The sequence below is a fragment of the Paenibacillus harenae DSM 16969 genome (assembly GCF_000422465.1).
GTDB classification, from domain to species: Bacteria; Bacillota; Bacilli; order Paenibacillales; family Paenibacillaceae; genus Pristimantibacillus; species Pristimantibacillus harenae.
The window spans coordinates 97,188-112,204 of record NZ_AULV01000013.1; the positions used below are offsets into that span (position 1 = coordinate 97,188).

Consider the following 15,017-nt stretch of genomic DNA (forward strand, 5'->3'; position numbering starts at 1 on the left):
CGTTCTAAAGCGGTTAGTTATCGTTTGGTTACTCGCTACGGTCTACCCGTTCCATAACGGCTGTCTTTAACGAGTGCAGCGCCGAGGCTGAAGCATCCTGCGAGTCGCCCTTGACCGCAAAATAGACCTTGATCTTCGGCTCGGTGCCGGATGGGCGAAGACAGAACCACGATCCGTCGGCTAACGTGAATTTCAGCACGTTCTCCGGGCGCAGCCCGTCCAGGCCGCTGGCGTAATCCAGTACGTCCGTTACGCTAATGCCGCCGACTTCCACTGGCGGATTCCGGCGCCAATCTTCCATGATCGCCGCGATCTTTTGGACGCCGTCGAGCCCTTTTAACGTACGCGATTCCAACGCCTCCAAGTAGAAACCGAACTTCGCATAGAGCTCCAGCAATACGTCATAAAGGGTTTTGCCCTGGTTGCTGTAGTATGCCGCAGCTTCGCAAATCAATAACGATGCGACAACGGCGTCTTTATCGCGCGCATAGGTGCCGGTCAAATAGCCGTAGCTTTCCTCATATCCGAATAGGAAAGAGCGCTCTCCCGATTGCTCGTACTGTGTCATTTTCTCTCCGATGTACTTGAAGCCCGTCAGCGTATCCTCCACGGAAACTCCGTAGGAACGGGCGATTTCGGCACCGAGCTCGCTTGTAACAATCGTTTTGACAACAACGCCGTTATCCGGCAGGCTTCCGCGCTCCTTCAACTGGCTGAGCACGTAATGAACCATTAGCGCGCCGGACTGGTTGCCGGACAGCACAACGTATTCCCCTTCATTGTTTTTCACGACGGCGCCCATCCGGTCAGCATCGGGGTCCGTTCCGACAATAATGTCGGCGCCTACCTGCTGCGCCAGCTTAATCGCCAGCGTGAACGCTTCGCGCTCCTCCGGATTCGGCGACTTCACCGTGCTGAAATAGCCGTCAGGCTGCTCCTGCTCCGGTACGATATGCACCTTGCTGAAGCCCGCTTTCTTCAGAACCTCGCGAACCGGCATATTGCCGGTACCGTGCAGCGGCGTAAAGACTACGCTGAATTTATCGCCAAGCCCGTTCTTCAGCAGATCGGCGTTTAAGCTTTGCGCCACGATCGTATCAATAAACTGACGGTCGGCTTCTTCGCCCAACCAGCGCAGAAGCCCCTGCGCTTCCGCCGCCTCGCGGCCGATCCGTTTCACTTCATCGAAGCCCGAAATGAGGCCGATGGCCGCGATGACCTGCTCGGCTTCCTCGGGAATCAACTGACAGCCGTCGGCGCCATAGGCTTTGTAACCATTATATTCCGGCGGATTATGGCTTGCCGTGATGACAATGCCGCTGGAAGCTTTAAGCTCGCGAACCGCGTACGATAGCTGCGGCGTCGGACGCAGCGATTCGAATAAATAGGTCGTAATGCCGTTGCCTGCCAGAACCAGAGCAGCGTCAAGCGCGAACTCGGGAGAATTGTTGCGTGAATCGTGGGCAATTACGACTGACGGCTTCGCGTCTGCAGCAGCATTGGCTAACAGCCAGTTAGCGAGGCCTTGCGTCGCTTTGCCTACCGTGTAGGCGTTCAACCGGTTTGTTCCTGCGCCCATCACGCCGCGCAGACCGCCTGTCCCGAATTCGAGATCGCGATAGAAACGATCCGTAATTTCTTTCTCCTGGCCGGCTATTGCACGCAGCTCTTCTTTGGTGCCGGCATCGATAAGCGGATCATTCAACCAAGCTTCATATTTAGCATCAATGGCAGCATTTGCAGAATTCGTCATCATTACCAGCCTCTTTTCTTATCATTTAATATGCAAAAAAGGATTCGCGGCGGATCCCAAGCCCAAATAAGCAGCGAGTTTATCCATTCTTGGGATCAGACAAAGCAAACATAAGCTCGCCTTCGGCGACGATTTGATCGCCAACCTTCGCGACAGCTTGTCCTTTTCCAACCGGCCCTTTCAGCCTCGTGATTTGCACCTCAAGCGTCAATGTATCGCCGGGCTTCACTTGACCGCGGAAACGGAAACCGTCAATGCCCGCGAAGAAACCGAGCTTGCCGCGGTTCGCTTCGACCATAAGCATGGCCACCGAGCCGACCTGCGCGAGCGCTTCTACGATCAGCACGCCGGGCATCACCGGATATCCGGGAAAATGGCCTGTAAAAAAAGGTTCGTTCATCGTTACGTTTTTGAGGCCCACTGCGCGTACGCCCGGCTCCGCCTCCAAAATGCGGTCTATGAGCAGAAACGGCGGACGATGCGGAATGATTTCCTGAATTTGATTGATATCGAGCATGAAAAAGCTCCTTTCGAAATCGTAATGGTATAAAAAAAGCTTTTTTGTACGAAACTATATATATCCTTCATGGTACTGCAGTGCATGAAGGTTAAGATAAGGGGCTTGGCGGCCTGGACCCGAAGTGTCCTTTCGTCAAGCCTCTTTGTTCTTAATGATGTCCCGGAGGCGCAGGCGTTTCCGTTATTGTCTTATTAATCGCTTTGAACATAACTATGTACATAATAGAAGTAACGAACGAAAATCCGATAACCAGCCACAGATACGAATGCGCATACGGCGTCTCGAAGAAAATCAGCATAATCGCCGAATACAGCAGCACCGTTGTCAGCTTCCCCGCCCAATTGGAAGGCACCGTCTTCTTTCCGCGAAAATGGTAATAAAAGCTTCCCGCGATCATCCCGAGGTCGCGCAAAAACATCGCTGCGGCGGCCGCCCAGGAAATATGGCCCGACACGAGCAGCGATACGATTACCGTAATCATCATCAGCTTGTCGGCAAGCGGATCGAGCATCATGCCGACAGCCGTAACCTGGCCGCTTCTGCGCGCAATATAACCGTCCAGCACATCGGTTACGCCCGCGGCGACCATGATGAGAAAAGCGGGGATCATATGTCCATTCATGAAAACGAATATGTATACGGGAATTAACACGAAACGCAATGATGTTAAGAAATTCGGCAGATTCAAACACTCACACTCCTCTACCTGTTACCGTCTGACCACGATGGTTCCCAACTATTATACAACTACCGCCCCTAAAAATAAAACTGTCCCTCCCTTATTCAGTAAGAGCGCCCTTTCCCCTGTGCATGCTCTGATTGCTCTTTACATAAAAGCGACTTGCAAATTATCCCTCGGCTCTTCATTTTCGGCATCCAAATTCCGTTAATAATTAGAAGATTCTTCATTTTACAGCTGAAAGGATAGGATGTAGTGAACTTACGTTTTTGCTCCAACGATTTGCTGCGCAGAACCAACAAATGGACGGCAGCCTTTCTTGTAGTCGCGATCGTCTTCTCGTCGATGGCAGGTATGGCATACGCAGCCGAAGAAACCGTTACTGGCATTGAATTCGATTACGACTTGTCGGATTACAATAACAGCACCTCATCGCTTAAAATGTTCGTAGAAGACGACAAGGTGAACATCTCCGTTCTTGCGAACGTTTCCGGTTCGTCCCAGCAGAAGGATGTATCCACGGAAGCCGTATGGAAATCCTCCAATACCTCATATGTAAAGGTAGACAAAGGCGTCCTGACCGGCGTCGGCAAGGGCACTGCGACAATCAGCGCCACTTACAAAGGCTTTACCGCCACTATTAAGGCATCGTCTGATTATGTGTATGATAGCGTTACATTAATGCAGAACAACGCTATGGCACCAACCAGCATCGATGTCGAGCTCGGACAATCCTTGACGCTGCAGCTCGATGGTACCAAAGCAGACCTATCAAAGGGCGTTACGACCGATGCCGTATGGTCGACATCCAATTCGTCTGTCGCAACGGTGGGCGAAGGCACCGTTACGCTCGTCGGAACGGGTACCGCAACAATAACAGCCAAACTGAAAGGCAAGTCCGACTCCATTCAGTTGAAGGTAACGTCACCTTATAAATCGATTGCGATTGATTCCGGTTTAGCTGGCAAGCTGCTGGAATTGGATCTTGGCTATGATGACAAGACATTGACCGCTTCCGTCATTTCGAAGACGGGCGAAACGATTCAAGTCGCGAATACAGCCAAGTGGGTTAGCGGCAATGAGAAGGTTGTCACCGTCGATAAAGGCATCGTTACGGCGGTAGGCGCTGGCAAAACAACGTTAACGGTCTCCTTGCTTGGCGTATCCGCCTCTATCGATGTCGTGGTACGCACCGCTTATCAATCGATCAGGCTTTCGCCCGAGAAGGAATACCATTTACTTCTTCAGGATGACGCACTTCTTATAAAGGCGGAAGTGTTAACCAACTCTAATGAAGTAGAGCCTATCACGGATACAGCAACGTGGACATCCTCTAATGTGGTAGTCGCTACCGTCGACAAAGGCGTAGTGAAGCCCAGAGCGGTCGGCACGACAAAAATTACCGCAAGCTACAAAGGCGTAAGCCGCAGCATTGATATCACCGTATACCCAAGCGTCAGCGAGCTTTCGGTTGAAACCGATACGATTGACGGCTTTGCCGGCATTAGCGGCGACCTGCCGAAAGTAACCGCAACCGCTTTTGACGGAACGGAATTTGATGTAACCAAGCTCGTCGCCTGGACATCGGAGGACGAGAAGATCGCCGACGTCAAGGATGGCAAGTGGACGGCTCATGCAATCGGCGAGTCCATTCTGACTGCGGCTGTGCAGGGCATTGAGGCGGAAATTACGCTTACCGTACACACAAAACCGTTAAAGCTTATAACGGATGTACAGGAACTTAGCGTTGTCTTGGGTAAAGAAACGGCTTACCCAGCCGTAACCGTTATTAACGAAGACGGGGAAGAAGAGAATGTTTCGGACCGGGTGACCTGGAAGAGCACCTCCGACAATATTGTGTTGAAAGCAGATTCGTTCAAAGGAATTGAAGCATCCAGCGTTACGCTCACCGCTACTTATCTGACTAAAACCGTTTCCGTAAAAGTGAAGATCGAAGAAGAAATCGTTAAGCTCGAGGTCGAGCCGCAAGCGGTCGAGCTTACTCCCGGCAAGAGCAAATCCGTCAAAATCACCGGGTACTACAAAAGCGGCAAGAAGGTTTCCCTAAACACCAAGATGAACTGGGAATCCGGCAATACGAATATCGCGACTGTACGCAGCTCATCGGTTAAGGCGCTTGCCGTAGGCACAACCAAAATCGCTGGCTCGTATCAAGGCAAGACAGTTATCATCCCGATCGTCGTGACGCCGAAGCTGAAATCGCTGACGCTTTCCAGCAAATCGGTACAGCTTGCCCCGGGCGCGACTTATACCGCAAAGCTGCAAGCCAACTTTACAACGGTCAGTCCGGCCGACGTAACGGGCGAGGCAGCGTGGACAACCTCCAAAGCGAGCGTGGCCACCGTGGTGAACGGCAAAATAACTGCCGTTGGCAAAGGAACTGCCTCAGTCAAAGCAGTCTACAACGGCAAGAGCGTCACCATTCGGGTGACCGTAAAATAATCCATACCACAGACGTTGATATTTAGTTCGGCATCCCCCTCCTAAATCGTAAGGAGGGGGATTTGCTTTGGCGTCTACTCATCAAAACGAAAAAAAAGGAATGCCCGACAGGCAGTTGCACTGCCTGCAGGACATCCCATTTTTGTCGTCACTGACGCATTCTAAGATTCCGCAAAAACCAAATCATAAAGATGCTTCCAAGTGGACCAGCTGAACACATCCGATTCCGGACCGTTCCCTACCACCACGTAACCAATATACAATCCGGCAATAAGCATAATTAGCATTATGAGCGGCACGATGCTTTTGCGCATGATCCACAGCAGCACCTTTAGCCCTTTGGGCCGTTGCTTCTTATCCGAGCTTCCTTCGGCTTTCGCGCGTCCGGCGCGTTTCTTCGGCCTCACGGTACCGCTCTTTTCAGCTTGACTACCGATTCCGCCGGCTGGGCGGTCGATTTCATCGGCCATACTCATCAACATCATCCTATTCTTATGCGCGCAAGCCGTTAGCCAGTTGCATCATCGTATCGCTTGACGATAGCGCTCTTGCTGCCAATTGATAGGCGCGCTGCACATTAATAAGCTCGGTCATCTCGTCCGTCAGCATAACATTCGATTGCTCCAAGTAGCCCTGGCGCAGCGAAATGAGATTATCCGAATCCGGAACGATCTCCTGAACGACATCCCCTACGTTTATCCCCTTCGCTACAATAAACAAATTATCCGAAACAGCCGTTAAGGCTGCAGGCCGCGATGCTTGCAGCAGCTTGATGCTGCCTAGCTCGACCGTCCGCTCGGATGAAACGCCGAGCACCGTTCCGTCCGGATTAACGCGAAGCTCATAGCCCTGGGGCACCACGATATTCCCTTCAACCCATTCGCCTGTATCCGCATCTCTTACGCGGGCAACAACCGGGTAACCGTCTTCCGTTGCCAAAATCGTATCACCGTTTTGCCCTACCGTCAACTGAAACGCCCCGTTGCGCGTATAACCGCGGTTCCCGGCCGGGTCTACGACAACCTCGAACATGGCGCTTCCCTCGATGGCAATATCCGTATCCTTATCCGTGCCTTGCAGCGGTCCTTGCGATAAATTCGGCTGAACCGTCGTCATCCTCGCGCCCCAGCCCTGGGTGAAATCCATCGGCGTCAGACGTCCCGGCTGGCTAAAGGTTTCGGGCTGACGGTTTATATTCGTGAGCAAATCCTCAAAGGTCGCTTCCTTGCGCTTGTAGCCGACCGTATTTACATTCGCGATATTATCCGCCAGCAAATCAAGCTTCGATTGAAGAGCATTCATCGATACCATTGCGTTAATCATGGAGCTGTTCATTCTTCGCGCACCTCCTCTGCTTCATCCCGACGTTATACGCGTCCGACTTCATTTACGGCTTTATTCAAGCTTTGATCGTAAAATTGGATCACCTTCTGGTTCGCTTCATACGCGCGCAGCGCTGACATTAAATCAACGGCCGCTTGAGCGGCATCGACGTTCGAACGCTCGACATAGCCTTGTCTCACTTCCACGCGCTCGCCGGGCGCAATGGCCTGCGCTTCCCCGTCGTCATTCACAAAGCGGAAGTTACCGTTCCCTTCCCGAACAAGCTCATTCGGATTACCGATTCTGCTGATGAGCAGCTGAACCCCGATATCCCGGCCGCCCGCATCAACGAAGCGCTGATCAGGCATAAGCTGAAGCCTCTCCAGGGCGATGCCAGCCGGCATCCGGATCGGCTCGCCATTCGTTCCGAGCACATTGGAGCCGTCGCTTGACATGAGGAAGCCGTCCTCCGTCAAAGAGAATTTCCCGCCTCTTGTATAGCGGACGTCGCCATTCTGATCCTGCAGGGTGAAGAAAGCCTGAGGCTGGAAAGTTACCTCTCCGTCCTCGCTTACGTATTTGCCTGATTCGTCAAAGAACAGTCCGTCTACATCAATGTTCGATATTAGCGCGAAATCAGCAGCGTTATTCGTCTGCATCAAATCGCCCTGTAAATGGATAGACAAGCTTTCCTCCGCGAACACGCCGCTCGTCAATTTTCCGATTACCGCGGCATGCTCGGTTCCCGCGCCTGTCAAAGACAGCAGCATCTCCGGGAATGAGCGCGTCACCGCGTTCGTCTGTTTATAGCCGGGCGTATTTATATTTGAAATATTATTCGTTACGGTGTCATGTCTGCGCTGCTGGGAAATCATTCCCGATGCGGCCGTGTACAAGCCTCTTAACATTCCTGTTACCTCCTAAGTTGCTTTCAAACGAGTGACGCTCTATATATTATCGGTTGAAAGCAAGGCTGCCTGAATAGCTTGTCCCGCGGCCTGCGACTTTTTATTACGCCTCGGCTCGCCCCCCTAAGGCTCCCTACCCGCGCAAATGATGAGTCACGGCCGCCGCCGTTCTTACTTTTTCCCGAGCTTATCCAAATTATCGAGCAAAATGCCCGTCCCTTTGACGACGCAATGCATCGGATCTTCCGCAATCAGCACCGGAACCTTCAATTCCTCGGCCAGCAGCGCGTCCAAGCCGTCCAGCAGCGCGCCTCCGCCCGTCAAAATAACGCCGCGGTCGATAATGTCGGCCGACAGCTCCGGCGGTGTGCGTTCCAGCACCGATTTGGCTGCGGATACGATCGACATGATCGGGTCCCACAGCGCCTCGCGAACCTCGTTCGAACGAATCGTATAGGTTAGCGGAAGCCCCGAGACCATGTCCCGGCCGCGAATATCGATTTCTCCCTGTCTTCCGCCGTCGATGACGGTTCCGATCTTGATCTTAATATCCTCGCTTGTTCTCTCGCCGATCAACAGCTTGTACTTATTTTTAATAAACTTCATTATCGCGTCGTCGAACTTGTCCCCCGCGACTTTGATCGAAGAGGCGGTAACGACGTCGCCCATGGAAAGAACGGCTACATCCGTCGTACCGCCGCCAATGTCTACGACCATATTGCCGCTGGGCTGGAATATATCCATTCCAGCCCCAATCGCGGCAGCCTTCGGTTCTTCTTCAAGGAACACTTCCTTCGCACCGCTGCGTTCCGCCGCTTCGCGGATCGCCTTCTGCTCCACAGAGGTGATATTCGCCGGTGCGCATATCAGAATACGGGGATGGCTAAACCATTTTCGGCCTTCTACTCGATCAATGAACGCCTTAAGCATAATTTCCGTAATTTCAAAGTCCGCAATAACGCCATCCCGCAAAGGGCGAATCGCCACGATGTTCCCGGGAGTGCGGCCTACCATTCGATGCGCTTCCTCGCCAACGGCGAGCACTTTCTTCGAATCGCTTTCAATCGCAACGACTGAAGGCTCATCAAGCACTACGCCTCTACCCTTCACATGAATGGATACATTGGCTGTTCCAAGATCAATCCCGATATCCTTGCTCAACATAAGGCTTAAGTCCCCCAACGAATAATGTTTACATAACGTACAATTGGCTCCTTGACACAGAAACCGATAACGTACATTATTCGCCAAAAAGGACAAAATTCCTCTATATTTCGAGAAAAAACTTCACGCTTTGCCGGCAGCCAATACTTCCCGCTTCTTTGAGCTTGTTTTCTTGTATTTAATCTTAGTCGCTTCTCCTCCTCTCAAGTGTCTGATCGATTTGTGGTACTCGAGAATGTGCTTTACCTGATCGGCCAGATCGGGGTTTATTTCAGGAAGCCGCTCAGTTAAGTCCTTGTGCACCGTACTTTTGGATACACCGAACTCTTTGGCGATCGTTCGCACCGTGTGCTTCGTTTCAACGATGCAGCGGCCTATTTTAATGGTTCGCTCCTTGATGTAATCGTGCACGTTCCCGCCTCCCTACTCGAGATAGTTTGGTACATTATATGAGTGGAGTGGGTATATATTCGTTATGGCCAAGCTTGACAAGCCCGAATGTGAATAATTTTTCATAAAAACGTAAAACAGGCAGGGGATTGACCCCTGCCCGCACATCTTAAGACCTATTTTTTACTCGATGTTAGTTCTCGATCAGCGAATTCGGATTAACCGGCTTGCCATCCTTGATCGTTTCATAATGCAGGTGGATACCCAGATCGCGGCCAACATCGTTCCGTCCGGCAATCGCGATTTTCGTGCCTTGCGTCACATCGTCGCCTTCAGCCACTTGAACCTCGGCTAAGCTTTGGTACACGGTCACCAAGCCGCCTTCATGCGTAATCTCGACGACATTGCCGTTAGTCGCATGCTTCGATACATGCGTTACCTTGCCGGACAGTGCAGCCAGTACATCAAAGGTATCCCCGTTCGGCGCTACAATATCGATGCCCGTATTGGGTGAAATCGTATTGCCGACTTGAACGAGTGCCGCCTCCTGCTCCTCCGCGCTTGCATTCTCATCGAAGTACGGACGCTCCACCTGCAGCGCTTCAAAGTTCGCCACCGGCCATTCCGCCTTCTCGTTGCCAACCACAACATCTGTTTCTTCATTCTGGCCTTTCGGCTCGTTCTCCGCCCCTTGTGCAACTTCAGTGGTGTCGGGAGTTCCCGTTACGGGAGCTGTGTCATCCGACGATCCCTGATAGATCCACATTAAGGTTACGATAATTGCTGCCGCGGCCATGAAGATTGCTGGAGATACCCATCGCTTTGCGAACAGGCTCTTCCATCCACTGCTAGATTTGGCGGCAGACGTTCCTCCCAGAACAGTTTTGGGAGTTTCTTCTGGTCTTTGCTTCGGTTTGTTTTGGTTTTGATCATTCATTTTTATATCACCTCACTAGCCATTGTTGCCAGATCTGCTAGGTTTATACGTGAGGTGATTCGTATTTTTTAAGAGTTTGACGCGATTGCTATCTTCGAAGCTTGTTCGACCTTGGCGCCCGTATAATAGTAACGGATAATCTCGTCCGCCGTCTTGCCTTCATGGGCCATTCCGTTCGCTCCCCATTGGCTCATTCCGACGCCATGCCCGTAGCCGTAGGTCGTAATGGTAATAGAATCGCCTTTCACGCTCCATGTGAACTGCGAGGATGCGAGCCCCAGCTTCTCTCTCGCCTCCCGGCCCGTAAAGGCGGTTCCGGCGATAACCATTTCGGCGATGCGTCCGCCCTCCGTTTTCTCCGTTATCCGAATCGAAGGCTTGGCGCCGCCTTTCTTCTTTACCCCTAGCCTCCGGTAAAAATCATTCAGCGAAAGCTTGACCGTTTCCTTGTACTTCGGCGATAATTCTACATCCCACGGGCTTGCCACGCTCCGCAAATAAGGAATTTCCTGCTGCCAGTAGTCCTCCGAGTTTTCCGTATACCCGTTGCTGGTTGAGAAAAATGCGGCTTCGATCGGTTCGCCCTCGTATGTAATAATTCGCCCTTTCGTCTGAGCGACCGCCTCATCCAGCTTGCTCATATGGCTCTTCCGATCATCCTCCGGCCACTTGTCTGCGAGCGCAGTCTTCGATAGATATACCTGATGGTCGATCGTATCCGTCACATCCGCTCCCGCAACCGGCATGCCGGCGTCAGCTCCTTGCCGCAGGCGCCTGATGATATAAGTACGCGCGGCAATCGCCTGGGCCTTCAGCGCCTCCAGCTCGAATTCTATCGGCATCTCCGCGGCAATAACGCCGCGGACGTAGGTTTCGAGAGGGACTCTCTCGATCCGTTTATCTTTCGTTAAATAGACACGAACCTCAAGCCGATCCGACGCATCGGCTGCATCCGGGGGCACCTTCGGCTTTGTTTCATCAATACTGCCACGCCTAGAGATTTTGTCCTGCTCATTCGCTTTGGAGGATGGCCGCGGTCCTACTTCTTTCCGCGTACTGCCAGCCGCCGATTCTTTCATGGTTACCTGCGCGCTCTTCCTCTCTCCTAAGTCTGTACGTTCCATCGCCCTGGCCTCCGACACATATTGAAGCTTATTTAAGGATAGCCTGAGTAACATGACGGTTCCGCCCAGCATGGCTCCAATGGCGAATAAAGCCAGCCATCTGCTTGTCCACAATCGTCCAGTCTTCCATAATAATAAAAAATCCCCTATCTTCCGGCTCATGAATTCTCCTTCCAGCTTAGCCTTAAGAGAGAGCGGACATGCTCCGGGCAAACCCGGATGCTCTCTCTTTCTCTTAAAGCGGCCTTGATAATTCATTCTATGAGCCGAAATGATAGGGTAGAACCGTTTACTTGTTAATCATGCCGCAGCGCGTCGACCGGCTTCAAGCCCGCTGCCTTGTTGGCAGGCAAATAACCGAACACGACGCCGACGAACGCGGAGAAGGCAAACGCCAATATCACGGTATTGACCGGCACCTCCGTATCGGATTGCATCATCATGCCGATCACAAATGAAGCGACATAGCCGAGCCCGATTCCAAACGCGCCTCCCAGTCCGCTGATGCAGACAGCCTCTACCAGAAACTGAAATAAAATATCCCTTTTCTTAGCCCCTAACGATTTGCGGATCCCGATCTCGCGGGTCCGCTCCGTTACGGACACGAGCATAATATTCATTATTCCGATTCCGCCGACGATAAGCGAGATGATCGCTACATAGATCAGCTGCCTGTTCATCGTTTCATTAACCGAGTTCAGCGTCTCCATCGCTTTCTCTTGATTGAACACGCGGTAGGCGTTCTCATTCCCGCGGAATTTCTCATAGAGTACGGCCTCCGCTCCCGCGACCGCCGCATCCATTTGATCGATGTCCTCTACCATCAGATGAATGGTAGAAACGCCGCTTATTTGAAACACTTTCTGCGCCGTTGTGATCGGAATCAGAATTTTCTCGTCGTTCGAGCCCGTCAGCGAGCTGCCCTGCGATTCAAGCAGACCGACGATGGTAAAATGATAGCCGTTAATCGTGATTTTTTTGCCGACCGCGGCAAGGGGATCCTCTCCTTCTTCTTCAAACAGATCCTTCGCGGTATCCACACCGATAAGCGCTACTTTTGTATGGTTGGTCAAATCCGGAGCGGCGATAAATCTACCGTCCTGCACCGGAAAATCCTTCACATCCTCGTACGCCGGCGTTATTCCATTTACTTCAACGGACACCTGCGTCTTGCCGTATTTCGCAAAAGCATCGCCGCTCGTAATTGGCGCAACTCCGGCCACGTTCGTTACGTCCTCCAGTTCATTCGCTTCGTCTACGGATAGGGTGGTCACCGTTCCGCGTCCGGAAATCGTAATCTGCAGCGAGTTCGGACTTCCGAGCGAGGAAACCTGTTTGGCTACCTCATTCGAGGAGGCGCGGCCCATTGCAACCAAAGCGATGACCGTAGCAACGCCGATCAGAATGCCAAGCATAGACAAAATCGTTCTAAGCTTGTTGGACAACACGCTCATGACTGCCATCCTGAGCCCCTGCGTCAGTTTCATCGCCGCCTCTCCTTTCCTGCTCCGACAACACCCCGTCCCGTATAATGACACTACGGCTGGCCCGCTGGGCAACTTCCATATCATGCGTGATTAGAACGATCGTCTGGCCTGCCCGGTTCAGCCCCTCCATCATGCCGAGCACTTCCATGCCGGTTCTCGAATCCAGCGCTCCCGTCGGTTCGTCGGCCAGCAGAAGCGGCGGATTCGTCGCGAGCGCCCTGGCGATCGCGACTCTCTGCTGCTGCCCGCCGGACAGCTCATTCGGCCGGTGGGCAATCCGCGGCCCGAGCCCGACCCTCTCCAGCGCTTCCATTGCCCTCGCTTTCCGTTCTTTACCGGATAACCCCCGGTATATTAGCGGGAGCTCGCAGTTTTCAAGTGCCGTCAGCCTGGGCAGCAAATGATAGCCCTGAAAGATAAATCCGATCTTCTTATTCCGTATCTCGGTCAGCTTGTTGTCGCTCTGTCCGGTCACTTCAAGACCCTCCAGCTTATAGCTTCCTTCACTCGGCGTATCCAGGCATCCGATAATGTTCATTAACGTCGATTTTCCCGAGCCGGACGGACCGACGATAGCAAGAAACTCCCCGTGGTTAACCCGCAGCGATACTTGATGCAGAACCGTCGTTTTCTCCCGCGCCATCCTATAGGATTTCGTCACGTCGGCCATCTCGATCAACGGCGTCGTATGATTTGCACTCATCTCTCTCCACCGCCCGGCATGACTCTTACTGCTCCGCTTCCGCCGGCGGGGAAACCGCCCATGCCGCCGTCCGGGAAGGTGCCTATGAACTCGCTTCGCATATTTTGCATCTGTTCTTCCGTGCCGCTGCCCATACCCGGAGTCCCTTGCGCGATCGGAACAAGGACACTGTCCCCTTCCGCCAGGCCGGATACGATTTCAACAAAATTTTCATTGCTAAGGCCCGTCGTCACTTCCGCAAGCGTCCCGCCAAGCGTATCTATACGGCTCGCCAGACGATCCGCTATGCCGCCGCCTCCGCCTCCGGCCGGCGCTTGGCCGCCTGAGACCGGCCCTGTTCCATCTGCAGGCGCATTCCCGCCCGTTGTCGGAGCCTCTCCGCCAGCCGGCGCTTGCCCACCTGCGGACGGTGCCGTTCCTCCTACAGGCGCCTTACCGCTTGCCGAAGGCGCCGTTCCTCCCGCCGGCGCTTGCCTGTCTGCCGAAGGCGCTTGGCCGTCCGCATCCGCCGCTTCCCCGGCCTGGCCGCGGCGGCCGCCTGCCTGCGTACCGTCTCCCGCCTTACCCGCAGCACCCGCCTCTCCGCCTTCCTCAGCTGGAACGCGCACGAATGAACGATTGCCTACAGCCACAACGGCATTCACGGGAACAAGAACAATGTTTTCCTTAGACTCGATTGTGATGGCTGCTTCGCCTGACATCCCGACCTTTACGCCTTCGATATCTTTCAATAACAGGCTTACTTCAAAAGCCGACGAGCCGTTGCTCGCGCTGCCTTCCCGCGCGATCTCCGAGACGGCAGCTTTGATCGTCCTATCCGTAATCGCGCTTAACGTAATATCAACGGCCTGACCGACTTTTACCGATGGGATATCAAGCTCATCGACCGAGGTCACGAATTCAAGCCGCGTGTAATCGACTATAGTTGCGATTGTCGTATTCGACTGCACCTCATCGCCGGCTTCTATGTCCATTTCGATCACCTCACCGTCGATCGAAGCGATTACCGCTTTCTCTTCTTTGCTTTGCTCTTCATAAATTTCCTGCAGATCATCCTCATAATCGATAATATCCGACTTCGCATCCTCTATTTTTTTCTCTAAATCCTTTTTGGTCGCCTCTTCGTTCTCCGTCCCCGTCGCTTCCTTATAGCTTTCCTGATAGCCTTCCATATCAGCTTCGAGCTTCGTGACGTTTTTTTGAATCGATTCGATTTGATCGTCATAATCGTCCGTATCCTCGAACGTAACGAGAACCTGACCTGCCTTGACCATATCGCCTTCTTTTACATGAACAGCCGCTATTGTCCCGCTCTTGCCGGCCGTCACCGTCTCCCTCGACTTCGCGGCTACCGAGCCCGTCCCGCTGATTTGTTTGATTATGGATCCTTTTGTCGCGGTTACCGTCAAAGCCTGGGCGGCCTCGCCTGCCCCTTCGGTATCTTTGCCAAAATAATAATAGTAGGCTCCCGCCCCGGATGCGGCAAGGATCAAAATAACGCCAAGCCAAATCGCCCATTTCTTCATTTACTATACTCCACCCTCCATCGGACTTTATCAGGATGAC

The 15,017-nt window shown here is 52.9% G+C and carries 14 protein-coding genes; 1 reads left to right on the plus strand and 13 read right to left on the minus strand.

From position 1 onward, the window contains the following. Positions 1 to 28: 28 nt before the first annotated feature. From H581_RS0100345 to H581_RS0100355, 3 genes are all read right to left on the minus strand, one after another. Positions 29 to 1,753: a phospho-sugar mutase gene (locus H581_RS0100345; protein ID WP_028608263.1), complete on the minus strand. Its 1,725-nt coding sequence runs from the start codon at positions 1,751 to 1,753 to the stop codon at positions 29 to 31. Between the two features lie 79 nt (positions 1,754 to 1,832). Next, entirely contained in the window at positions 1,833 to 2,270 is a 438-nt protein-coding gene (fabZ, locus tag H581_RS0100350) for a 3-hydroxyacyl-ACP dehydratase FabZ (protein WP_028608264.1), read from the minus strand. Positions 2,271 to 2,421: 151 nt separating this feature from the next. Continuing rightward, positions 2,422 to 2,961 carry a CDP-alcohol phosphatidyltransferase family protein gene (locus H581_RS0100355; protein ID WP_028608265.1) on the minus strand — a complete coding sequence of 180 codons (540 nt, stop codon included), beginning with the start codon at positions 2,959 to 2,961 and terminating at the stop codon, positions 2,422 to 2,424. 246 nt (positions 2,962 to 3,207) lie between these two features. On the opposite strand from H581_RS0100355, the gene H581_RS32605 reads away from it, so the two are divergent. Beyond that, entirely contained in the window at positions 3,208 to 5,415 is a 2,208-nt protein-coding gene (locus tag H581_RS32605; RefSeq protein ID WP_036717251.1) for an Ig-like domain-containing protein, read from the plus strand. A 161-nt stretch (positions 5,416 to 5,576) separates the two neighbouring features. Here the strand turns inward: H581_RS32605 and H581_RS32610 are convergent, their stop codons facing one another. The 10 genes from H581_RS32610 to H581_RS0100410 form a co-directional block, all read right to left on the minus strand. After that, positions 5,577 to 5,891, minus strand: a complete 315-nt coding sequence (locus H581_RS32610) for a DNA-directed RNA polymerase subunit beta (protein ID WP_169507390.1) — start codon at positions 5,889 to 5,891, stop codon at positions 5,577 to 5,579. Positions 5,892 to 5,907: 16 nt separating this feature from the next. Next, the gene (locus tag H581_RS0100370) at positions 5,908 to 6,750 is read right to left on the minus strand and encodes a flagellar hook-basal body protein (RefSeq protein WP_028608266.1); all 843 of its coding nucleotides are present in this window, start codon (positions 6,748 to 6,750) and stop codon (positions 5,908 to 5,910) included. Positions 6,751 to 6,782: 32 nt separating this feature from the next. Next, positions 6,783 to 7,646: a flagellar hook-basal body protein gene (locus H581_RS0100375; protein ID WP_028608267.1), complete on the minus strand. Its 864-nt coding sequence runs from the start codon at positions 7,644 to 7,646 to the stop codon at positions 6,783 to 6,785. 171 nt (positions 7,647 to 7,817) lie between these two features. Then, positions 7,818 to 8,810, minus strand: coding sequence for a rod shape-determining protein MreB (gene mreB / locus H581_RS0100380; protein ID WP_028608268.1), 993 nt, complete (start codon positions 8,808 to 8,810; stop codon positions 7,818 to 7,820). 123 nt (positions 8,811 to 8,933) lie between these two features. After that, positions 8,934 to 9,221, minus strand: coding sequence for a sporulation transcriptional regulator SpoIIID (spoIIID, locus tag H581_RS0100385; RefSeq protein WP_028608269.1), 288 nt, complete (start codon positions 9,219 to 9,221; stop codon positions 8,934 to 8,936). Between the two features lie 172 nt (positions 9,222 to 9,393). After that, the gene (locus tag H581_RS0100390) at positions 9,394 to 10,137 is read right to left on the minus strand and encodes a M23 family metallopeptidase (protein ID WP_028608270.1); all 744 of its coding nucleotides are present in this window, start codon (positions 10,135 to 10,137) and stop codon (positions 9,394 to 9,396) included. 68 nt (positions 10,138 to 10,205) lie between these two features. Continuing rightward, on the minus strand, positions 10,206 to 11,423 hold the full coding sequence (gene spoIID / locus H581_RS32615) for a stage II sporulation protein D (protein WP_051250355.1): 1,218 nt from the start codon (positions 11,421 to 11,423) through the stop codon (positions 10,206 to 10,208). A 134-nt stretch (positions 11,424 to 11,557) separates the two neighbouring features. Further along, complete coding sequence (locus tag H581_RS0100400; RefSeq protein ID WP_028608271.1) at positions 11,558 to 12,748, minus strand: ABC transporter permease; 1,191 nt, start codon at positions 12,746 to 12,748, stop codon at positions 11,558 to 11,560. Next, complete coding sequence (locus tag H581_RS0100405) at positions 12,690 to 13,451, minus strand: ABC transporter ATP-binding protein (RefSeq protein WP_028608272.1); 762 nt, start codon at positions 13,449 to 13,451, stop codon at positions 12,690 to 12,692. Before H581_RS0100405 ends, H581_RS0100400 begins: the two co-directional genes overlap by 59 nt. Continuing rightward, positions 13,448 to 14,977 (minus strand): efflux RND transporter periplasmic adaptor subunit, encoded by a 1,530-nt coding sequence (locus tag H581_RS0100410; protein WP_028608273.1) that lies wholly within the window; start codon positions 14,975 to 14,977, stop codon positions 13,448 to 13,450. The genes H581_RS0100405 and H581_RS0100410 overlap by 4 nt, the downstream gene beginning before the upstream one ends. Positions 14,978 to 15,017: the final 40 nt, after the last annotated feature.